The organism is Polaribacter filamentus (assembly GCF_002943715.1).
Lineage (GTDB): Bacteria > Bacteroidota > Bacteroidia > Flavobacteriales > Flavobacteriaceae > Polaribacter > Polaribacter filamentus.
This window is the reverse complement of record NZ_MQUA01000013.1, coordinates 1,336,685-1,356,684: the sequence shown is the minus strand read 5'-3', so window position 1 is coordinate 1,356,684 and position 20,000 is coordinate 1,336,685. Positions and strand designations below refer to the sequence as shown.

At 30.6% G+C, this 20,000-nt stretch carries 21 protein-coding genes; 7 read left to right on the top strand and 14 right to left on the bottom strand.

Annotation, left to right across the window (positions count from 1 at the left end):
* Window positions 1-23: 23 nt before the first annotated feature.
* Window positions 24-1,091: a methylmalonyl Co-A mutase-associated GTPase MeaB gene (gene meaB / locus BST83_RS08400; protein WP_104809399.1), complete on the bottom strand. Its 1,068-nt coding sequence runs from the start codon at window positions 1,089-1,091 to the stop codon at window positions 24-26.
* 336 nt (window positions 1,092-1,427) lie between these two features.
* Between meaB and cysS the strand changes: the two genes are divergently transcribed.
* From cysS to BST83_RS08380, 4 genes are all read left to right on the top strand, one after another.
* Window positions 1,428-2,906: a cysteine--tRNA ligase gene (gene cysS, locus BST83_RS08395; protein ID WP_104809398.1), complete on the top strand. Its 1,479-nt coding sequence runs from the start codon at window positions 1,428-1,430 to the stop codon at window positions 2,904-2,906.
* Window positions 2,907-3,016: 110 nt separating this feature from the next.
* A complete protein-coding gene (yidD, locus tag BST83_RS08390) occupies window positions 3,017-3,250 on the top strand; it encodes a membrane protein insertion efficiency factor YidD (protein ID WP_104809397.1) in 234 nt (77 codons plus the stop codon).
* A 42-nt stretch (window positions 3,251-3,292) separates the two neighbouring features.
* Window positions 3,293-4,123 (top strand): prolipoprotein diacylglyceryl transferase, encoded by an 831-nt coding sequence (gene lgt, locus BST83_RS08385; RefSeq protein ID WP_104809396.1) that lies wholly within the window; start codon window positions 3,293-3,295, stop codon window positions 4,121-4,123.
* A gap of 5 nt (window positions 4,124-4,128) precedes the next feature.
* Window positions 4,129-4,449, top strand: a complete 321-nt coding sequence (locus BST83_RS08380; protein ID WP_104810827.1) for a DUF6787 family protein — start codon at window positions 4,129-4,131, stop codon at window positions 4,447-4,449.
* On the opposite strand, the gene BST83_RS08375 is transcribed toward BST83_RS08380, so the two are convergent.
* Window positions 4,433-4,714 carry a hypothetical protein gene (locus BST83_RS08375; RefSeq protein WP_437438452.1) on the bottom strand — a complete coding sequence of 94 codons (282 nt, stop codon included), beginning with the start codon at window positions 4,712-4,714 and terminating at the stop codon, window positions 4,433-4,435. The genes BST83_RS08380 and BST83_RS08375 overlap by 17 nt on opposite strands.
* 90 nt (window positions 4,715-4,804) lie before the next feature.
* On the opposite strand from BST83_RS08375, the gene BST83_RS08370 reads away from it, so the two are divergent.
* Window positions 4,805-5,431, top strand: a complete 627-nt coding sequence (locus BST83_RS08370; RefSeq protein ID WP_104809394.1) for an NUDIX hydrolase — start codon at window positions 4,805-4,807, stop codon at window positions 5,429-5,431.
* Window positions 5,432-5,487: 56 nt separating this feature from the next.
* Entirely contained in the window at window positions 5,488-6,306 is an 819-nt protein-coding gene (locus tag BST83_RS08365) for a lysophospholipid acyltransferase family protein (RefSeq protein WP_104809393.1), read from the top strand.
* 616 nt (window positions 6,307-6,922) lie between these two features.
* On the opposite strand, the gene BST83_RS08360 is transcribed toward BST83_RS08365, so the two are convergent.
* The 6 genes from BST83_RS08360 to BST83_RS08335 form a co-directional block, all read right to left on the bottom strand.
* Complete coding sequence (locus BST83_RS08360) at window positions 6,923-9,124, bottom strand: M1 family metallopeptidase (RefSeq protein WP_104809392.1); 2,202 nt, start codon at window positions 9,122-9,124, stop codon at window positions 6,923-6,925.
* A 145-nt stretch (window positions 9,125-9,269) separates the two neighbouring features.
* On the bottom strand, window positions 9,270-11,381 hold the full coding sequence (locus BST83_RS08355; protein ID WP_104809391.1) for a M1 family metallopeptidase: 2,112 nt from the start codon (window positions 11,379-11,381) through the stop codon (window positions 9,270-9,272).
* Window positions 11,382-11,409: 28 nt separating this feature from the next.
* Window positions 11,410-11,907 (bottom strand): DUF6702 family protein, encoded by a 498-nt coding sequence (locus BST83_RS08350; RefSeq protein WP_104809390.1) that lies wholly within the window; start codon window positions 11,905-11,907, stop codon window positions 11,410-11,412.
* 30 nt (window positions 11,908-11,937) lie between these two features.
* Window positions 11,938-12,699, bottom strand: a complete 762-nt coding sequence (locus BST83_RS08345) for a carboxypeptidase-like regulatory domain-containing protein (RefSeq protein ID WP_104809389.1) — start codon at window positions 12,697-12,699, stop codon at window positions 11,938-11,940.
* Window positions 12,696-13,499: a peptidase associated/transthyretin-like domain-containing protein gene (locus tag BST83_RS08340; RefSeq protein WP_104809388.1), complete on the bottom strand. Its 804-nt coding sequence runs from the start codon at window positions 13,497-13,499 to the stop codon at window positions 12,696-12,698. Before BST83_RS08340 ends, BST83_RS08345 begins: the two co-directional genes overlap by 4 nt.
* An 81-nt stretch (window positions 13,500-13,580) precedes the next feature.
* Complete coding sequence (locus BST83_RS08335) at window positions 13,581-14,354, bottom strand: carboxypeptidase-like regulatory domain-containing protein (RefSeq protein WP_104809387.1); 774 nt, start codon at window positions 14,352-14,354, stop codon at window positions 13,581-13,583.
* A gap of 136 nt (window positions 14,355-14,490) precedes the next feature.
* Between BST83_RS08335 and pepE the strand changes: the two genes are divergently transcribed.
* The gene (pepE, locus tag BST83_RS08330) at window positions 14,491-15,192 is read left to right on the top strand and encodes a dipeptidase PepE (protein ID WP_104809386.1); all 702 of its coding nucleotides are present in this window, start codon (window positions 14,491-14,493) and stop codon (window positions 15,190-15,192) included.
* Between the two features lie 3 nt (window positions 15,193-15,195).
* On the opposite strand, the gene BST83_RS08325 is transcribed toward pepE, so the two are convergent.
* From BST83_RS08325 to BST83_RS08305, 6 genes are read right to left on the bottom strand one after another with little or no spacing between them, the layout of a single operon-like run.
* Window positions 15,196-15,945 (bottom strand): endonuclease/exonuclease/phosphatase family protein, encoded by a 750-nt coding sequence (locus BST83_RS08325; RefSeq protein ID WP_240614705.1) that lies wholly within the window; start codon window positions 15,943-15,945, stop codon window positions 15,196-15,198.
* A complete protein-coding gene (locus tag BST83_RS21760; RefSeq protein WP_496559619.1) occupies window positions 15,942-16,154 on the bottom strand; it encodes a hypothetical protein in 213 nt (70 codons plus the stop codon). The genes BST83_RS08325 and BST83_RS21760 overlap by 4 nt, the downstream gene beginning before the upstream one ends.
* 28 nt (window positions 16,155-16,182) lie before the next feature.
* Window positions 16,183-17,067, bottom strand: coding sequence for a rhomboid family intramembrane serine protease (locus tag BST83_RS08320; RefSeq protein ID WP_104809385.1), 885 nt, complete (start codon window positions 17,065-17,067; stop codon window positions 16,183-16,185).
* On the bottom strand, window positions 17,067-17,798 hold the full coding sequence (locus tag BST83_RS08315) for a rhomboid family intramembrane serine protease (RefSeq protein WP_104809384.1): 732 nt from the start codon (window positions 17,796-17,798) through the stop codon (window positions 17,067-17,069). The genes BST83_RS08320 and BST83_RS08315 overlap by 1 nt, the downstream gene beginning before the upstream one ends.
* A gap of 2 nt (window positions 17,799-17,800) precedes the next feature.
* The gene (gene mutL, locus BST83_RS08310) at window positions 17,801-19,615 is read right to left on the bottom strand and encodes a DNA mismatch repair endonuclease MutL (protein ID WP_104809383.1); all 1,815 of its coding nucleotides are present in this window, start codon (window positions 19,613-19,615) and stop codon (window positions 17,801-17,803) included.
* Window positions 19,615-19,890, bottom strand: a complete 276-nt coding sequence (locus BST83_RS08305; protein ID WP_104809382.1) for a riboflavin synthase subunit beta — start codon at window positions 19,888-19,890, stop codon at window positions 19,615-19,617. Before BST83_RS08305 ends, mutL begins: the two co-directional genes overlap by 1 nt.
* Window positions 19,891-20,000: the final 110 nt, after the last annotated feature.

Here is a 20,000-nt window from a genome sequence, read left to right as displayed (position 1 = left end):
TGGATTGATTAAATTTAGGAAAACTACAACTCCAACAAACGTTTAGCAGCATTAAAAGGTGTTGTTTTTCCGTTTTCTAAATCTTTAATTTCTTTTGCTAAAGCATTTTTAACTTTTGGATTTTGATAAAATCGATTTTTTAATTGCTGATTGATCGTAGAAAGTAACCAATACTTATTTTGCTCATTTCTTTTGATGTCGAAATATTTATTTTCTTTCGTTAAAGAAATATAATCAGTAATCATGGTATCAATTTTTTGAATCCCTAAATTCTGCAAAGCACTTGCTGTAAGAACTTTTGGTTGCCAAGTACTTTCTTTTATTGGGTATAAATGCAAAGCTCTGTTAAATTCAACTTTAGCAATATTTGCATTTTTTTGATTATCGCCATCGGCTTTGTTAATGACAATTGCATCTGCCATTTCTATAATTCCGCGTTTAATTCCTTGTAATTCATCGCCCGCGCCCGCTAATTTTAATAATAAAAAAAAATCAACCATAGAATGCACAACCGTTTCCGATTGCCCAACGCCAACAGTTTCAATAATTATCGTATCAAAACCAGCAGCTTCGCAAAGAATAATACTTTCGCGCGTTTTTTGTGCAACGCCACCTAAAGAAGATCCGGAAGGGGATGGTCTAATAAATGCATTTTTATCAGTTACTAATTCTTCCATTCTCGTTTTATCACCTAAAATAGAACCTTTGTTTACAGAACTACTTGGGTCTACCGCTAAAACGGCCACTTTTTTTCCTTGAGCCGTTAAGTGTTTTCCAAAAGATTCAATAAAAGTACTTTTTCCGACGCCAGGAACACCCGTAATTCCTATTCTCACAGAATTATTTGCGTGTGGCAAACAATGATCTAAAATTTCATTTGCTTTTTGCTGATGTTTCTCATTTGTGCTTTCTACCAGTGTAATTGCTCTGCTTAAAAATGCAATATTTCCTGCCAAAATATTGGATACAAAATCATCAACAGAATTCTGTTTTGCTCTGCTGATTTTTATTTTTTCTGCACTTGATTTACTAGTTGTTCCTGGTTGAGAAACACCTTCATTTTCATGTATTGCAGATTGTTTTTTATCCATTGTAAATATTGAAATGTAAATTTAGAAATAAATAATGAGATTTTTTGGTTTATCAATCTAATAGATTTCTACAAGTTTAATCTCATAAAACGGTTTATTAATTGAAAAACGACCATAAAATACTTCTTTGTAAATCTCTATGAAAATTCTCTGCGATTCTCTGGTACTATTTTTCATCCATTTTGGAACTCATTTAAATAAACAGTAACAAAATTAGGGTATTTTAAAATCAAGTACTTATAGAAGCTTCATTCTTTGCTAAATTTCTAACAAATTCCATTTCGATATTCTTTTTAAAGTTCCTATCTTTATCCGCTGTAAATAGTAACTTTTTTAATGGAACTCTACAAAGAAAATAAACTTAAAGTATACAACTCTCTTAGCAAACAAAAAGAGGATTTTAAAACCTTAACAGACGGATATGTAGGTATGTACGTTTGCGGACCTACAGTATACAGCAATGCACATTTGGGTAATGTAAGAACCTTTATGTTCTTTGATGTGTTGTATAGATATTTGTTGCATTTGGGGTATAAAGTGCGTTATGTACGTAATATTACGGATGCTGGGCATTTAGAAAACGATGCGGATGAAGGTGAAGACCGAATTTCAAAAAAAGCACGTTTAGAGCAAATTGAGCCAATGGAAGTTGTTCAGCGTTACACTGTTGACTTTCATGATGTGTTAAAAAACTACAACTTTTTACCACCAAGTATCGAGCCAACGGCAACTGGTCATATTGTAGAACAGATTGAAATGATTAAAGAAATCATTGAAAAAGGGTTTGGGTATGAAGTAAATGGCTCTGTATATTTTGATGTTTTAGAATATAATAAAAATAGTCATTACGGGATTCTGTCGGGCAGAAAAGTAGAAGATTTAATTCATAATACACGTTCTTTAGACGGTCAATCGGATAAGAAAAACCCACAAGATTTTGCGCTTTGGAAAAAAGCGGATGAAAGACATATTATGCGTTGGCCTTCGCCTTGGAGCGATGGCTTTCCTGGTTGGCATTTAGAATGTTCTGTAATGAGTACCAAGTATTTAGGAGAACAGTTTGATATTCATGGAGGCGGAATAGATTTAAAATTCCCACATCACGAATGTGAAATTGCACAATCTCAAACTTGCAGTGGCAAAACGCCCGTAAGTTATTGGATGCACACAAATATGCTGTTGTTAAACAGTCAGAAAATGGCGAAATCTACAGGAAATTTTATTCTACCAAATGAAATTTTATCTGGGAAAAATCACATCTTACCAAAAGCCTTTTCTGCAAGTGTGGTTCGTTTTTTTAACATGCAAGCCAATTATAGAAGTATTTTAGACTTTTCTGGGGAAGCTTTAGAAGCATCAGAAAAAGGACATGGAAAGTTGATGGAGGCTGTTAATTTTGTTGATAAAATAGAAGCGAGTAAAATATCCACTTTTGATGTTTTAAAATGGAAAAAAGATTGTTATTCCGCAATGAACGATGATTTTAACACCCCTATTTTGATAGCACATTTATTTGAAGCTGTAAAAGTGATCAATCAAATTAAAGAACAAAAAGCAAGTTTAACATCAGAAGATTTAGAAGAATTTAAAACAACAATAAAAGCATTTGTTTTTGATGTTTTAGGATTGATGAATGAAAATTATCAAGACAATTCAGAAAAAATAAATGGAGTAGTAGAGCTGCTGATCAAATTAAGAAAAGAAGCAAGAGAAAATAAAGATTGGACATTATCAGACCAAATTAGAGACGAATTAATTGAATTAGGCATTCAGTTAAAAGATGGGAAAGAAGGCACAACGTTTTCAATTAATTAAGAGATAATTACGAATTGTAAATTATGAATTACGAGTCTTTCAATTCTAGTAATTTCAATTTTTCATAGAAATTGTATCGAGAACTTTTAGAAATAAATAAAGTTTAATTTTTGAAAAAAATACTTTTATATCCATTTATATTGCTAGTTCGGTTTTATCAAACGGCAATTTCACCATTTACACCAGCAACTTGTAGATATAGTCCAACTTGTTCACATTATACAATCGAGGCTTTGCAAAAATATGGTTTATTTTCTGGTGGATGGATGGCTTTGAAAAGAATATTTAGTTGTCATCCATGGGGAGGAAGTGGTTACGATCCTGTGCAAGAAAAGAAAGATTAAAAAATAATGTCATTCACAATGACAAAAAAAGAATAAAAAAGTATGAATTTTTTAGCAATAGAATGGAATCCATCATTAGGAATTGACCTAGGATTTTTTGTAATACGATGGTACAGTTTAATGTTTGTGGCAGCATTTCTATTAGGTCTACATCTGATGAAAAAAATATATATTAAAGACGAAATTCCTGAAGAAAAGCTGGATACGTTGTTTATGTATGTATTTATTTCTATGCTTGTTGGTATGCGTTTAGGAGATGTGTTTTTCTATAGTTGGTCTTATTATCAAAACCATTTATTAGAAATTATTATTCCGTTTAAGCAAATTAACGGAAGCTGGAAGTTTACAGGTTTTACAGGATTTGCAAGTCATGGAGCTGCAATTTCAATTATTATGACGATGTATTTTTATTCGAAAAAGCACTTAAATAAGCCTTGGTTGTTTATTTTGGATAGATTGGCAATTATGGTTGCATTAGCAGGATTTTTTATTAGAACAGGAAATTTTTTTAATTCAGAAATATACGGAAAAGAAACAGGTTCTAATTTTGGAGTTATTTTTAAAGCAAACGGAGAGGATTTTGCAAGACATCCAACGCAATTATATGAAGCATTTAGTTATTTAGCGCTGTTTTTTGTACTTTGGTTTTTATATTGGAAAACCGATAAGAAAAAGCAAGTAGGTTTCTTATTTGGTTTGTTTATGGTTGTTTTATGGTCTTTACGTTTTATTATAGAATTTTTAAAAGTAGAACAAGCAGAAGGCAGAGAAGATGGTTTCTTTAATCTATTAAATACAGGTCAAGTATTAAGTATTCCTTTAATTTTAATTGGTCTTTGGTTGATGTTTAAAAAAACTAAAAAAGCAGTATAATTTTGATAGAAAAATTAAAAAAACGTTGGAATATTGATAACAATTTGTCAATTTTAGCGATTATATTGGTTTTTTCGATTAATGGCTCTTTTGCCACTTGGGTTGCAAAACCGATTACGCTTTTCTTCGGATTGTCTTTAGAAACAGTTTCACCTTTTATTTTTTGGCCATTAAGAATATTGCTAATATTTCCTATTTATCAATTGACGTTGCCAATTGTGGGTTGGTTTTTTGGGCAGTTTAAATTCTTTTGGGCTTTCGAGAAAAAGTTTTTAAGCAGATTAGGCCTAGGTTTTTTGTTTAAAGAATCTACAAAACCTCAATAATAGTTTCATCTTTATTATCCTCTTTATTGATGACATAGGTGTAAATCCACATAATTGTAAAAGTTGGAATTACGTCTAAAAAAGGAATTATTTCTTCTAAAAAACTGATAACACCCGCAACTTTACCTTTGTATCCTTTGTATATTTTTGTCATTATGTAACCAGAAATTGGCGCCCAAATTATATCAAACGGAATTACGGTAAAAAAGCCAATTATATCCAAGACAATACTTAAAATTAATTTTTTATATTTTTTATCCATCATTTTATTTGCTAATCATAAATCAAAAATTCTTGCCAAAAAATATTGTTTTGTATCCTAAAACTATATGTTTGCTAAAAGTAACGAATCAGAATGAATTTTAAAGACTTCACCCAAAAAATTGAAGAGTTAAAGAAGAAGGAATTAGGCGGTTTAGAGGCTCAATTTAAAATGGCTCCTAAACTTCGGTTACAATACGATCAAGAAAAAATAGCCGCTAATAAACCCCGAAAAGCGGCAGTTTTAGTCCTATTTTATCCAAATAAAGAAAATGAAACTTGTTTTCTATTAACGCAAAGAGCCAGTTATAAGGGCATACATTCCGCTCAAATTAGTTTCCCTGGCGGAAAAACAGAGAAATCTGATAAAAATTTAGAACAAACAGCTTTAAGAGAAACTTTAGAAGAAGTTGGCGTTTTGCCTTCATCCGTAAAAATTATAAGAGAATTAACAGATGTGTATATTCCGCCTAGTAATTTTTTAGCAACTCCGTTTTTAGGTTTTGTTGATGTACGGCCTAACTTTGTTTTAAATCACGAAGTTTCCCAAGAAATTGAAGTTTTAGTCAGTGATTTGTTAGCTGATGCGACTATGACAACTGTTACCTTGGATACTTCTTACATGAAAAAAACAGAAGTTCCTTGTTTTAAAATTAACGACCATTTTGTTTGGGGTGCAACTGGAATGATGCTTTCTGAAATTAAAGAACTCTTAAAATAAGAAGTTATTGAATTGTTTTTGTAATTTTGTTAAGTCAACCAAGAAAAAATATACAAATGCCCCTATTTAAAAGGAATCCTTTTGGACATTATTTATTTATAAAAAAGTGGATTATTCGCTTTTTTGGCGTTATTTCTCATAGTAGATATCGCAAGTTTAATAGTCTTCAAATAGAAGGTTCTAAAATATTAAGAGATTTACCAGATAGCGGAGTTTTGTTTATTTCTAATCATCAAACCTATTTTGCTGATGTTGCGGCGATGTTTCATGTGTTTAATGCTGCTTTAAAAGGTAGAGATGATTCTATTAAAAATATTGGCTACATATGGCAACCTAAATTAAATTTTTATTTTGTTGCTGCCGGTGAAACGATGAGAGCTGGTTTGTTGCCAAAAATATTTGCCTATGCGGGTTCTATTTCTATAGACAGAACCTGGAGGAGTGAAGGTAAAGATATAAACAGGCAAGTAAAAAATTCTGATATTTCTAATATTGGTAAAGCGATAGATGACGGTTGGGTTGTTACCTTTCCGCAAGGAACTACGACACCTTTTAAACCAATTAGAAGGGGAACAGCGCATATTATTAAAACTTTTAAACCAATTGTGGTGCCGATAGTTATTGATGGCTTTAGACGTTCTTTTGATAAAAAAGGGCTTCGGATTAAACGAAAAAACGTGCTACAGTCTATGGTTATTAAAGAACCTTTGGATATTGATTATGAGAATGATGATTTTGCTGATATTATTACAAAGATTGAATATGCAATTGAGCAACACCCTTCATTTTTGAAAGTATTGTCTGTAAAAGAGTTAGAAGAACTACGAAATGAAGAAGCGGAATTAAACGAACTGCGAAAATTTTGGAAATCTTAATTACAAAAGTATAAATTTTAACTTTTAAAAGAAAGCATCCATCTAATAAAAAAAATGGATGTTTTTTTGTTTAGTAAATGGTTTGTTTATGAAAAGTAGAAAACCATAATCTTTTTGTTTGTAATTAACTGCTATTTTTTTAATACTTTGTATATCAAGTTATTTATTTTCAAGCACTTTTAAGTTTTGGGTTTTTACTGTTTAATTTATGTTTAAGAATATATATTATACTGCCTAAAATTGAAAAAAAAATATAATTAATAGCCATAAAAAGAGTTCTAATTTTTTTCGTTTTTTAGAATGAGTACTATAGCATAAATAGTAATTGACAAATAGCTAATCACTAAAAATAGAACTCCAAATGGCCCGATAATTCCTGAGAAATAATTAATCTTTTTCTGTTTTTTAATTATTAAAAAGCACAACTTTTTTTTAACATTTAACGTCTTTACTCAACGTTTTAATGTTCTATAAACGTAGTTAGCTAATTTAGACTTTTTCACTTAAATTTTGGTAAATTTTTAACTGTGATTTTACACGGTTTTCATTTATTAAAACAAAGAAACCTCACAAATTTGTGAGGTTTCTTAGAATTATAAGATTTTACTAAAAGAAACTAATTTTTTATTTTCTCTTTAAATTGATCAAATTTATCAGCATCTTTTTTAGGCCAGCTGTTATTAGAAGTATCCACATCTGCAGTTTCCAAATCTGAATCTACAGTTATATTTGTAATTTCTTGAGTAGCGGCAAAAATTCTTTTTACAGAAGTATCATCTTTCATCCATATTTGAGCGGGGAACGTTTGTTTTTCTTTAGAGCCATCTGCATATGTTAACTCAACAATAAGCGGCATTACTAAACCTCCTGGCTTTTCGAATTCTACTTCATAAATAAAAGAAGGCACTTCTTTACCATTTGCATACGTATCCATTGCTTTCGCATTCGCTTCTTCTTTGTTATCCGTAATGTACACTAAGTCTCCCATTCCCTCAAAATATTGCTTGTATTGCTCTTTTAATTTTGCAACTCTTTCACTTGGCTTATCGGTTAAATATAAAGGTTTTACTTCTTTAATTCCTATATCAGTTACATCCGTGGTGTAAAACCATCCTCTAAAAAACCAATCTAAATCCATGCTAGAAGCATCTTCCATCGTTCTAAAAAAATCTTCTGGAGTTGGGTGTTTAAACATCCATCTTTGTGCATAGGTTCTAAAAGCATGATCGAATAATTCTGGTCCCATAATTGTCTGGCGCAGCATATATAAGCCAGCTGCTGGTTTAGAATATGCATTTGGCCCAAATTGTTTTACATAATCACCTTGAGACATAATAGGCGAGATGTTACTTTGGTCTCCGCCCATATATCGTGTAATTTCGTTTGTAGGGTTTGTAGCGAATAATTCTGGATCGTATGTTAATTCTGCTAAAATTTCTACGAATGAATTTAAGCCCTCATCCATCCAAGTCCATTGTCTTTCATCAGAATTTACAATCATCGGAAAGAAATTGTGACCAACTTCATGAATAATTACCCCTAACATTCCTTTTTTAGTTCTGTCAGAATAGGTTCCGTCTGCTTCTGGACGACCAAAGTTAAAACAAATCATTGGGTATTCCATTCCTTGTCTTTCAGAGTGAACAGAAATAGCTTTAGGATACGGATAATCAAACGTTAATTTAGAATATTCTACTAAAGTATGTGCAACTGCTCTTGTAGAATGCTCTTCCCATAAAGGATTACCTTCTTTTGGATATAAAGACACCGCCATTACTGTTTTACCATTTATACTTGTAGCCATTGCATCCCAAATATATTTCCTAGACGTTGCAAAAGCAAAATCTCTAACTTGTTCCGCTTTAAATTTCCAAGTTTTTGAAGTTGTAGCACGTCCTTTTTCTGCTATTTCAGCTTCTTGTTGTGTTACAATTAAAACAGGATCTTTAAATGATTTTCTAGCTTTTTCCCAACGGTTGCGTTGTTCTTTTGATAATACATCTTTTTCATTTTGTAAAACACCAGTTGCGTCTACAATATGATCTGCAGGTACCGTTAAGTTTACTTCATAATCTCCAAATTCTAAAGCAAATTCACTTCTACCCCAGAATTGCATGTTTTGCCATCCTTGTACGTTATCATATACACATAATCTTGGAAAAAATTGTGCAATTGTGTAATTATTGTTTCCATCAGGAAAAGATTCTAATCCAGAACGTCCACCATCTTTGTTGATGTCGTTGATTAAATAGTTCCATTTAATACTGAATTTAAAAGATTCACCAGGAGCTAATGCTTTTGGTAAATTAATACGCATCATGGTACTATTTATAAAATGAGATAATGGTTTACCATCACTTTCTACTTTTTCAATTTTAAAACCAAAACCTTTACTTTCTTTCATAAAAGAAGATTTAAATGTGTCTGGTGTTAAAAAAGCAGCAGCAGCATTAGAGGAAGCTAAAGGAGTTTTAGAATCATCTGCTCTCATGTTTTGGTCTAACTGTAACCATAAATACTCTAAATTATCTTTAGAATTATTATGATACGTAATATTTTCATCACCATAAATTTTGTTCGTACTTTCTTCTAAGCGAATATTCATCATATAATCAACTTTCTGTTGCGTATATTGATGACCAGGAGCGCCAGAAGCTGTATGTTGATCATTAGGAGTTGCCAAAACATCTTTCATTTGTCTGAATTTGTTCTGATCTGTGTGTCCTTGCTTCGTTTTCTTTGCTTCTTGTTTCTCTTGCGCAAAACTTGCCACAGCGACAAAGAATAAAGAAAATACTAATAAAGAAATTTTTTTCATTTGATTTGATTTGAATTTATAGTTGCACTAAATTAGCGATATCTCAGTAAATAGGTTAAAGAATGTTAAAATTTTAACAAACCTTTATCATAAAAAAAAGCAACCTAAATTTAGATTGCCTTTTCTGGGTTTTTACTTTAAAATCTTACCCTTTAATTTTGTTTTTAAACTGATCAAATTTATCGGTTTTATCTTGTGGCCAATTGTTGTTTGTAGTATCAACATCGGCGGTTTCTAAATCTGGATCTATCGCAATATTTTCTATTTCTTTGGATGAAGAAAATACTTTGGTTACTTCTTGGTCATTTAATCTCCAAATTTGTGCAGGATACGTTTTTCGTTCTTTTGTACCATCTTTATAGGTAAACTCAACAATAATAGGCATTACTAAACCACCTGGTTTGTTATACGTAATTTCATAATGGTATTTTTTATGTTTATCAGAAAAACCTAATCCTTCGGATGCGTCTTCTGTAAATACTACTTCTTCATCACCTTCTGTGGTATAGTATTTTTTAACACCTTTTAGGCCAATATCTGTTACATCCGTAGTGTAAAACCATCCTCTCCAAAACCAATCTAAATCTACGCCAGAAGCGTCTTCCATAGTTCTAAAGAAATCTTCAGGCGTTGGGTGTTTAAACATCCATCTTTGAGAATACGTTCTAAAAGCATGGTCAAATAATTCTTGACCCATCACCGTTTCACGTAAAATCCAAAGCGCTGTTGCAGGTTTTCCGTAGGCATTGTTACCAAAGCTATACACATTATCTCCTTTAGACATTATTGGAGCAATTTTAGATTGATCTCCATTCATATAATCTACAATGTTTTTTGGCAAGCCTCTGCTTAAAGGGTATCCTTTTTCATAATCCATCATCGCTAACATCTGTACATAAGAGTTTAAACCTTCGTCCATCCAAGTCCATTGTCTTTCATCAGAATTTACAATCATTGGGAAAAAGTTATGACCAACTTCATGAATGGTTACGCCAATCATTCTATATTTTGTTCTGTCGGTATACGTTCCGTCTGCTTCTGGTCTTCCTGGATTAAAACAAATCTGCGGATATTCCATACCCATTTGTCCGTCTACAGAAATCGCTTTATGGTATGGGTAATCGAACGTATATTTAGAATACGTTTTTAAAGTTTGTGCAACCGCTCTTGTAGAATGATCGCCATATAAAGGGTTTGCTTCTTTAGAATATAAAGAATAAGCCATCACCGTTTTGCCATTAATAGCTACTGCCATTGCATCCCAAATAAATTTTCTTGAAGTTGCAAAAGCATAGTCCCTTACGTTTTCTGCGAAAAATTTCCAAGTTTTTGTTTTTTTAGAATGTCCTTTTTCAATTTTTTCTGCTTCCTCTTGGGTTCTAATAATTACAGGATTGTCGAATGTTTTTCTGGCAGTTGCTAGTCTTTCTTGTTCTTTTTTTGATAAAACAGTACTCTCATTTTTTAAAACTCCAGTGGCACCTAACATGTGATCATCCGGAATTGTAATATTTACAGTATAGTCGCCAAATTCTAGGGCAAACTCACTTCTTCCCCAGAATTGTTCATTTTGCCAACCTTCCACATTATTATATACACATAACCTTGGAAAAAATTGTGCAATTACGTAGTTGTTATTTCCATCTTCAAAATGTTCAAATCCAGATCTTCCGCCTTGTGTTCTATGATTATTGATGTTATACCACCATTTAATATTAAATTTAAAGGTTGCGCCGGATGCTAATGGTTTTGGTAAATTAATGCGCATCATGGTTTGATTAATAGTGTATGATAAATTACTGCCATCAATATTTGTTACGCTCATAATTTTAAAACCACCATCAAAAGCTACTTCTGGAAAAGATTGATCAAATCTAGTTTTGCTTATTTTTTCCGGAATATTATCTGTTTGAATATCTGGAGTTTTAGAATCTGCAGCTCTCATATTTTGATCTAACTGCAACCATAAATACGCCAATTCATCGGCAGAATTATTATGATAGGTAATTGTTTCTGCACCTGTAATTTTTTGTTTTTCATCATCTAAAACAATGTCCATTACATAATCTACTTTCTGTTGTGTGTAGTTTTTTCCGGGAGCACCAGAGGCAGTTCTTTGATCATTAGGAGTTGCAAACTCGTCTTTTAACTGCTTAAATTTGTTTTGATTTGTGTGTCCTTGTTGTACTTCTTTTTTTTGAGCAAACGTGTTCGCTACAAATACAAGAGTTAAAAGGAGGATTCCAAGTTTCTTCATAAGTGTTTGATTTTGATTTGAATAAATATTAATATGTAAATTTTGCTGAATTCTCTTCTTTGGTTAAAAGCACACTTTTATGCTTTTCGCCAAGTTTACATTTTGTTAAATTTTGCTGTTGTGGAAAATGTTCAATTAGTATGTTATTCTCAACTTCAATAGTTTTAAATTGCTTGATATCCGCTATTTCTAAATAAAAATAGACTAAATCTCCATCATATTCTTTGCCGATAAACGTAAATTCTTTGGCAATCCCGTCTATTTTGAAATGTAACTTTTCCTTTAGATATCTTTTAAAATAGACTTCGTTATCTTTTAATTCTTTTTTAGTGGTAAGTTTTAAATCAATATCATAATCTTTATTTAAAGCCAATTCTATATCATCCATAAAAACATTAATAATAATTTGAACGGCTTTTGCTTCTGATTTATATTTAATTTGAGTTAAACTCAAATAATATTTGTGTGCTGAAAAAGATAAAAGTGGAATTATAAATAATAATAGGAATATGTATTTTGTTTTCATAAAATGATAAAAATCGATTATTGAGCCAAATTACTCATTTTTTATTTTATTGAACTCAATTGCTTTATTTTTCATGAAATTTATGAATTCAAATTTATTTTTAGAACGTTCAATTATAAAAGTAGAATCGCTTCTGCAAAAATATAAAAACCGATACTCATCTTCTTTACCAATCTTAAAATCAGTTCCTAAATTGAATTTATATTCGCTGTAAAGCTCTTCGACATCTTCATTATCTTCAATAATTTTCTTTTGATTCTTTAAGTTTTTTATGGTTCCATTAAGCGTATTTAAAATTAAATCTAAAGGAACCAGACCATTGCTAGTGCTTGCTGTATAAATTTTTCGATCAATAGGTTTTAGTTTTGGAATGCCAGCATTTGGCAAGCCAAGTGTAACTGCATTAATTTCGTTTTCTCCATTTTTTACTTGAGATACATCTAAAGCTAAAACTCCTAAAAGGTTATGTTTCTTCAATTCAAATTCATCAAGTTCATACGTTTTTAATTTTAAATTAATTTTAAAATTAAAGCTGACAAAACTGCGCTCACTAACTATAAATTCTTTTGTTTGATGTTGTATAGAACTGAAAACTATAGTATCACCTATTTTAGCATAGATTTTAAATTCTCCTTTTGTATTCGAATTTGTTCCTATTTTAGAACTTTTATTAAGAATGTTCGCATCTAGAACAGGACTAATAGAATCTATAAGAGTACCATAAATAGGTTTTGTTTTTTGGCTAAAAGTATTTAAAGAGATAAGGAAAAAGAGAAAAAAAAACTTTTTCATTCCTTAATAATTATCAGATAAGAAACGCTTTCTGTTCTTAATATTTTAATGATTTCTAGTAGTTTACCTTCTTTATGCATTTTTTCAATACCTAAAGGATTGCAATATTCTAAGAAATGAAAGTATTTTTCAATCGGAATTTTTAAATCATCAAAAAAGAATTTCTCGCCAAGTTCTGAAAGTATTTTAAATGGAAACGCTCTTTTTTGAGCTAATTCTCTTCGCAAAGCCCATAAACGCTCAGAATCTTTAAAAGGTATAGTAACAGATGCACCCGCACCAACAAATCTACTATTAGGATCTGTATTGTTTACTGGCGGTTTTGCTTTTATATTTCCATCAATTGTGAGGTCTTTTTGTTTGAAATTAATATTAGAAAAATCCATCACTTTACTTAATAAAGAATCTTTTTTATTGTTAGGAACGGCTTTTGTGTCAATACCCAATCGGCCACTTAAATCATGTCTTTTTAGCTCAAATGTATCCAAAGTATAAATATTTGAGTTTAGTAAAACTTGTATATTTTTCCCTTTAATAAGCTGTTTCGTTATAAAAATCATTTTAGGAATGTGCTGTACAGAGGAGACTTTTAAAGAATCTCCTTCCGAAACAAAAATCCGAAACAAGCCTTCATCATTAGAAAAAGTGCCTTGTTTTGTTTTTAGGTTGATGATATTAGCGTTTTTTACAATACCAAGAGAATCAGAAACTTTTCCGCTAATAATTTTATTTTTTTCTTGGGAAAAAGAGTGTATAATACTGATAAAAAAGAAAGATATACAAAGTATTTTTTTTATCATGGATGAATTTTAGCTTCTGACAAATTAAACAATTTTAATTCGTACTTTTCATAAACTTAGCTCTAAACTTCTGTTAAAATATTATTTTTTAGAAACTATAAGTGTATCAGCATTTATTTTCTGAGGAAAAGTTTTGCTTTCATCCATCAAAATTTTAGTAACTTTTATATTTTCATTTTTATTGAAATAGGTAACAATATTATTTTTGAAGCAGTAATTTAAAAACGGATTTATATGTTCTTCTTTAATATGTAAATCTGTTATAAAAAAGTCATCCGTAAAATATTTTCTAATTTTTGAAAGTCCATTGTCTTCTAGTGTAATCTTTTGTAATTCCTTTTTCCGCTTGTTATTTCCATTTAAAGAATTGAATAAATTATCTAAACTTATAACGCCGCCAGATCTAAATTTCATAACAGAAAGATCTTTATTTACAATGGTGTTTGCATACGGTAAATTGAGTGTTTTAGCATTTACAATTGGTGGAGGCATCATTTCTGGATCAACGTAAAAGATGCTTCTTGGTTTTTCTAAAGTAAATTCATTTAAAGAATATGTTTTTTCTTCTAATTCAATTTCTAGTTCTTTTGCAATATAGATTTCTGAGGTTATTGTAAAGTGTTTTTCTTTTAAATTTACATGTGTAAATTGCAAGCTATCACCAATATAAACTGGGATTTCAAACCAACCAGTATCATTTGTAATTGTTCCTTGGTTAGAATTTTTATTTAGAATATGAACATCAGAAATTGATGCATTGTCGAACAAAATTTTTCCATTTATAATTGTTCTGTTTTTTTGACTGTAGCCTATAATTGTAAAAAATAGCAATATAAGCAGTAGGTGATCTTTCATAAGGACAAAGAAAAGCGCAAGTATTCTTAAAATTCTACCAAAACAATTGTAAAATTTTGTTAAACAGAATTTGTAAATTCAATTTTATGATGATTTTAAGAACTTGTTTTTCTAAAAAAATATTTATTTTTGAAGTATGAAAAAATTAATTATTGCGAGTACATCGACTATTCACGGAAGTGGATATTTAGAATATTTATTACCAACATTAGCGGTGTTTTTTGCGGATGTAAAAGACCTTCTTTTTATTCCGTACGCGAGACCAGGCGGAATTTCATATATCGAGTACACTAAAAGTGCTCAAAAAGCTTTTGCTAAAATACAAATTGATGTAAAAGGAATTCACGAATTTAAAAATGCTAGAGAAGCAATTCAAAATGCAGAAGCTATTTTTATAGGTGGTGGAAATACGTTCGAGTTGGTAAATCAGTTGTATAAAAATGATGTAATTTCTATATTACAAATGGTTTTAGAGCGCGGAACGCCCTATTTAGGTACAAGTGCTGGAAGCAATATTTGCGGCGTTACTATGAAGAATACAAATGATATGCCCGTTGTCTATCCGCCAAGTTTTACCACTTTAGGAATGATTCCTTTTAATATAAATGCCCACTATTTAGATCCTCTTAAAGATTCAAAACACATGGGCGAAACTAGAGAAACTAGAATTAAAGAGTTTCATGTTTTTAATGAAACAACTGTTTTAGGCTTGCGCGAAGGAAGTTGGTTGGAAGTTTTAGGTGATACCATTTCTTTAAAAGGAACGGAAACTGCACGATTGTTTCAAAAAAATGAAATAGCGAAAGAGCTAGAACTTGGTGTTTTAACTATAAAATAGTACTTACCAATTAATTTTAGTAAGAATAGGGAAGTGGTCAGAATTTTTTTCTGAGAAAGAATTAAACTGATTAATAACTGCATTTTCATCCGTAAAAATAAAATCGATTCTCATAGGAAACCAATAATTAAATGTTTTTCCAAAACCACTTCCTGCCTCCAAGAAAGCATCTTTTTTATCTTTTGAAATTTGATTATAAACCCAAGAATAACAGGTGTTGTTAAAATCACCACCAACAATTTTTTTACCTTTAAAACCTTCTTCATGTGCTAAAAAAATTTTAGTTTGTTCTGCTTGTTTTTTAAAGCGTTCTTTTAATCTTGCTACTAATTTTTCAGAATTAGCTTGACCAAAATTTTCTTTACTTGTATTTAATTGTAGAGATTGTAAATGCAAGTTGTACACTCTAATCGTGTCTTTTTTTCTTATAACATCAGCAAAAATAATATTATTAGAAGTGTGTTCTAAATTTAAAGAACCCTTATTTATTATTGGAAATTTCGAGTAAATTGCCAACCCAATTTTATCTTGTTTATTTTTTGTCTTAATGTATTTATAAGGATAGTTAAATTGCTGCTTTTCTAAACTATAGTATTCTTGAAAAAGTATAATATCTGGTTCTTGCTCCGTTATAAAAGTCTTAATTTTTGCAGAAATATTATCATCTTCTGTCCATCTCCAATGGTTAAACATTCTCACGTTATAACTCATCACTTTTACATCATCATTTAATGAAGAATTATTTTCGGTCAATTTATAAAACGGCGTAGAAAAAAGCCCCCGATTGCTAAAATAATAGAAGATAATAAAAATTGTTTCTTGAGTTGAAGCAACCAATAAAGTGCAAAAGCTAAATTAATAATGATCAAAAAAGGAACAAATAAACTTAAAATCGCAAAAACAGGTATTGTTTTTGGAGAAATATAGGGCAACAAAAACGACAGCAAAAGCACGGTTGCCATGAGAGAGTTTACGATATAAACGATTTTATTAAGGATGGATAAGTTTTTCACTTAATTTTTTATTTTTTCCTTGTCTAAACAAGAATTCTTTTTCAGTTTTTGTTAACGTGTCATAGCCAGATTTACTTATTTTATCTAAAATAGCATCAATCTGTTGTTGCGTAAGATCTGTATTTTTTTCTGGATTTGTTGTTTTTTTTGTAGATTTATAAACTGTTTTTAAAGGTTTTTTTTTCGTTTTAAAAAGTGATGAAATTCCGTTAAATAAATCAATTTCTTTATTGTTGGCTATTGCTATATATAGAAAGCCAAAAAGACTTCCTCCTAAATGCGCAAAATGACCACCAGCATTGTTACCAACTAAAGCAATAATATCTAGAGCAAGCCAAAAAGCAGCTAAATACCACAGTTTTACAAAGCCAATAAATCGTAATTTTAACTGATAATTCGGCATGTAAGCAGCGATACCTATAAATATTGCAGAAATTCCTGCGGATGCGCCTACTAATAATGATGATTTCCCTTCAAATAAAGGAAAATAATTCTGACTAAAAATAAATAAAAGTCCGCCAAAAAAAGTTCCTAAAATATAGAAACTAAGCAATTGTTTTTCTGTAAAAAAAGCTACAAATAAATGACCAATAAAATGCAAAACGAGTACGTTCATTAAAATATGTAAAAAGTCTGCATGTAAAAATCCGTAGGTAATAATAGACCATGGTTTTTTTAATAAAGAACTATATTCATCATCCAAAGAAAACCACGCTACAATCCAATTTATTTCTCCTTTATACAACCCTTGTAAAACACTTATTAAAAGCGTTAAAACAAAGACAGCAATATTTATGTAGATTAATTTATCTACAATATTTCCATTAGAATAGCGATTTTTAAGATTGTCTATAAAACTCATTAGTTTACTTTAAATTGATTTTTTTTCCAATACCAAGCAATTAAAAATCCTATTAAAGCGCCACCAATATGTGCAAAATGGGCAACGTTTCCAACAGAGTATTTTGTCATTCCAAAAAATAAATCACCTAAGATCATTACAGGAATAAAATATTTTGCTGCAATAGGAACAGGGAAAAATATCAATGCTAATTTAGCATCTTTAAAGAACAACCCAAATGCAACTAAAACCCCGTAAATTGCTCCAGAAGCTCCAACGGCTGGCGTGTTGTATAAGGATGTTATTTGGTTAAATTGTTCTTGACTAATAGCACCTACAACGCGAGCATCATTGGTACTGCCACTTTTTAAAATGGAGAATACTTCAGCGTTATTTAAACCTGCATTTATAAAGAGTTCATAAAGGTTGTTAAACTGATAATAATTAACTAAAGTATAAATTAAACCCGCTCCTAAACCTGCAGAAAAATAGAAGAAAATAAATTTCTTTTTTCCCCACATTTGTTCCAAAGGCGTTCCAAAAGCCCATAAACCATACATATTAAATAAAATGTGTGCAAAACTACCGTGCATAAACATGTGCGTAACATATTGCCAAATTCCAAAATGCTCATTCATTGGAAAGTGCAAAGCCAGCATGTTGGTAAAATCTAATTGTAGCAATTGTGGTGCAAGAAATACAATTACATTTATAATAATTAGGTGTTTTATAGCGTCTGTTAGATTGTTCATTTTTAACTATTAAATAGGTTGTCTATCTCGTTTAAAGTGAGTGTTTTAAAGGTCGATTTTCCGAAGGGTGAAATAGAAGGTTCTTTGCAAGAAAATAGATTATTTACCAAACTTTCTTGTTCTTTTTCTGATAGTTGCGTTCCTGTTTTTATGCACAAGGTATTTGCAAATGATTTTGCCATTAAATCAAAATGACTAAAACTTGCATCTGGCACTTCCAAATTTATGTCGTTTAAAAGTTCTTCTAAAATGATGGTAATTTTACTTTCAGTAACAGAAACTGGAATACCTTTTATCGTTACACTGTCTTTTGTAAATTCATCAAACGAAAAACCAGCGTTTTCTAATTCAGTTTTTATCGTGTAAATCATTTCTATTTCTTGTGATGAAAAAGATATTTTTACAGGAAATAATAATTGCTGACTATTTGCTTCTTTTACAGTGATACTTTCTAAAAAATCTTCATACAAAATTCGCTGATGTGCTAAAGATTGATGAATTAAAACCACCCCAGATTTTATCAAACTCATGACATATTTACGCTGAATTTGAAATGTTTTTTGGGTTCTTGATTCTTGTTGATGTTCAAATAATTGAGACTGATTTCTTTCATCAGAAAAACCAGTAGAAGTGTATAAAGATTCCCAGCTTTGGGTGTTTTGTTCTTGTTTGTAAGGAAAAGTGATCTCTTTTTGTTTTGCTTCTCTAAAAGGATTAAAATCTGGATCTACAGTTATTTTTGGTACAGAACCGTTTACCGCGCTTTTATTTAAATGATACGAGGTATCTAAATTAGAATCTCTATTAAAATCTAACACAGGCGCTACGTTATATTGACCTAAACTGTGTTTTACAGTAGCTCTTAACATCGCATACAATGCCTTTTCATTATCAAACTTTATTTCTGTTTTTGTGGGATGAATGTTAATGTCAATTGTGTTTGCAGGTACCGTTAAATATAGAAAATAGGAGGGATGTGCGCCATATTCTAACAAACCATCAAAAGCATTTACAACCGCATGGTTTAAGTACGAACTTTTTATAAAACGATCATTTACAAAAAAGAATTGTTCCCCACGTTTTCTTTTGGAAAACTCAGGTTTTGCTACAAAACCTTCAATAGTCAGAATATCTGTATGTTCGCTAATTGGTACTAATTTTTCGTTCATTTTAGAACCAAAAATAGCTACAATTCGTTTTCTTAAATTACCTCCTTTTAAATGATAAACTTCATTGTTATTGTGATGCATTAAAAATGAAATTGTTGGATGCGCTAAAGCAACTCTTTGAAATTCATCAATAGAATGTCTGGTTTCTACTGTATCCGATTTTAGAAAATTTCTTCTTGCAGGAATGTTATAAAATAAGTTTTTTACAGCAATACTGGTTCCTGTTGAAGTAGAAACGAAATCTTGAGAAATTATTTTGCTTCCTTCAATTTTTATGGAAGTTCCTAATTCTTCATTTTCTTGTTTTGTTTTTAGCTCAACATGCGCAATTGCAGCGATAGAGGCCAAAGCTTCGCCTCTAAAACCTTTGGTGCATAAATTAAACAGATCTTCTGCTTTTTTAATTTTTGAGGTAGCATGTCTTTCAAAACACATTCTAGCATCTGTAGTGCTCATTCCTTTACCATCGTCGATAACCTGAATAAGTGTTTTACCAGCCTCTTTTAATAGTAAAGTGATGTTTGTTGCACCAGCATCAATAGCATTTTCTAACAATTCTTTTACCACAGAACCGGGTCTTTGAACTACCTCTCCTGCAGCAATTTGATTGGCTACATGATCTGGTAAAAGTTGAATGATATCTGACATTAGTTTGAATAGAATATAGACAAATCAAAATCTATGATGTACAAGAAAATAAGAACTAAAATTAAAATGATGTAGACTACCGTTTTGTTTGATCCTTTTTCTGCGTTTTTAAGTTCATTAATTGCGCTAGAAAATTTAGTTTTTAAACCTTTATTTTTTCCTGTGGTACTTCTAAATTGGTCTAGTTTGTGTTCTATTTTAAACGGGCTTCCATCTCCCTTATAATAGCGAGGTTGGTAATCAAATTTCTTATTTGTTCGTTTTAAAAATCCCATAATGATAAAAAATAATTGGTGATTATTGTTCTACAAAATAGCAATTACTATACCAATTTTAAGCAATTCAAATTTAAAGAATTAAAAGGGATTCATCAAGAAATGATGTT

Bases quoted from the DNA above. Each gene is read 5' to 3' on its own strand.
- meaB (WP_104809399.1), bottom strand. From the start codon at position 1,091: ATGGATAAAAAACAATCTGCAATACATGAAAATGAAGGTGTTTCTCAA.
- cysS (WP_104809398.1), top strand. From the start codon at position 1,428: ATGGAACTCTACAAAGAAAATAAACTTAAAGTATACAACTCTCTTAGC.
- lgt (WP_104809396.1), top strand. From the start codon at position 3,293: ATGAATTTTTTAGCAATAGAATGGAATCCATCATTAGGAATTGACCTA.
- BST83_RS08375 (WP_437438452.1), bottom strand. From the start codon at position 4,714: ATGATGGATAAAAAATATAAAAAATTAATTTTAAGTATTGTCTTGGAT.
- BST83_RS08370 (WP_104809394.1), top strand. From the start codon at position 4,805: ATGAATTTTAAAGACTTCACCCAAAAAATTGAAGAGTTAAAGAAGAAG.
- BST83_RS08365 (WP_104809393.1), top strand. From the start codon at position 5,488: ATGCCCCTATTTAAAAGGAATCCTTTTGGACATTATTTATTTATAAAA.
- BST83_RS08360 (WP_104809392.1), bottom strand. From the start codon at position 9,124: ATGAAAAAAATTTCTTTATTAGTATTTTCTTTATTCTTTGTCGCTGTG.
- BST83_RS08355 (WP_104809391.1), bottom strand. From the start codon at position 11,381: ATGAAGAAACTTGGAATCCTCCTTTTAACTCTTGTATTTGTAGCGAAC.
- BST83_RS08350 (WP_104809390.1), bottom strand. From the start codon at position 11,907: ATGAAAACAAAATACATATTCCTATTATTATTTATAATTCCACTTTTA.
- BST83_RS08345 (WP_104809389.1), bottom strand. From the start codon at position 12,699: ATGAAAAAGTTTTTTTTTCTCTTTTTCCTTATCTCTTTAAATACTTTT.
- BST83_RS08340 (WP_104809388.1), bottom strand. From the start codon at position 13,499: ATGATAAAAAAAATACTTTGTATATCTTTCTTTTTTATCAGTATTATA.
- BST83_RS08335 (WP_104809387.1), bottom strand. From the start codon at position 14,354: ATGAAAGATCACCTACTGCTTATATTGCTATTTTTTACAATTATAGGC.
- pepE (WP_104809386.1), top strand. From the start codon at position 14,491: ATGAAAAAATTAATTATTGCGAGTACATCGACTATTCACGGAAGTGGA.
- BST83_RS21760 (WP_496559619.1), bottom strand. From the start codon at position 16,154: ATGGCAACCGTGCTTTTGCTGTCGTTTTTGTTGCCCTATATTTCTCCA.
- BST83_RS08320 (WP_104809385.1), bottom strand. From the start codon at position 17,067: ATGAGTTTTATAGACAATCTTAAAAATCGCTATTCTAATGGAAATATT.
- BST83_RS08315 (WP_104809384.1), bottom strand. From the start codon at position 17,798: ATGAACAATCTAACAGACGCTATAAAACACCTAATTATTATAAATGTA.
- mutL (WP_104809383.1), bottom strand. From the start codon at position 19,615: ATGTCAGATATCATTCAACTTTTACCAGATCATGTAGCCAATCAAATT.
- BST83_RS08305 (WP_104809382.1), bottom strand. From the start codon at position 19,890: ATGGGATTTTTAAAACGAACAAATAAGAAATTTGATTACCAACCTCGC.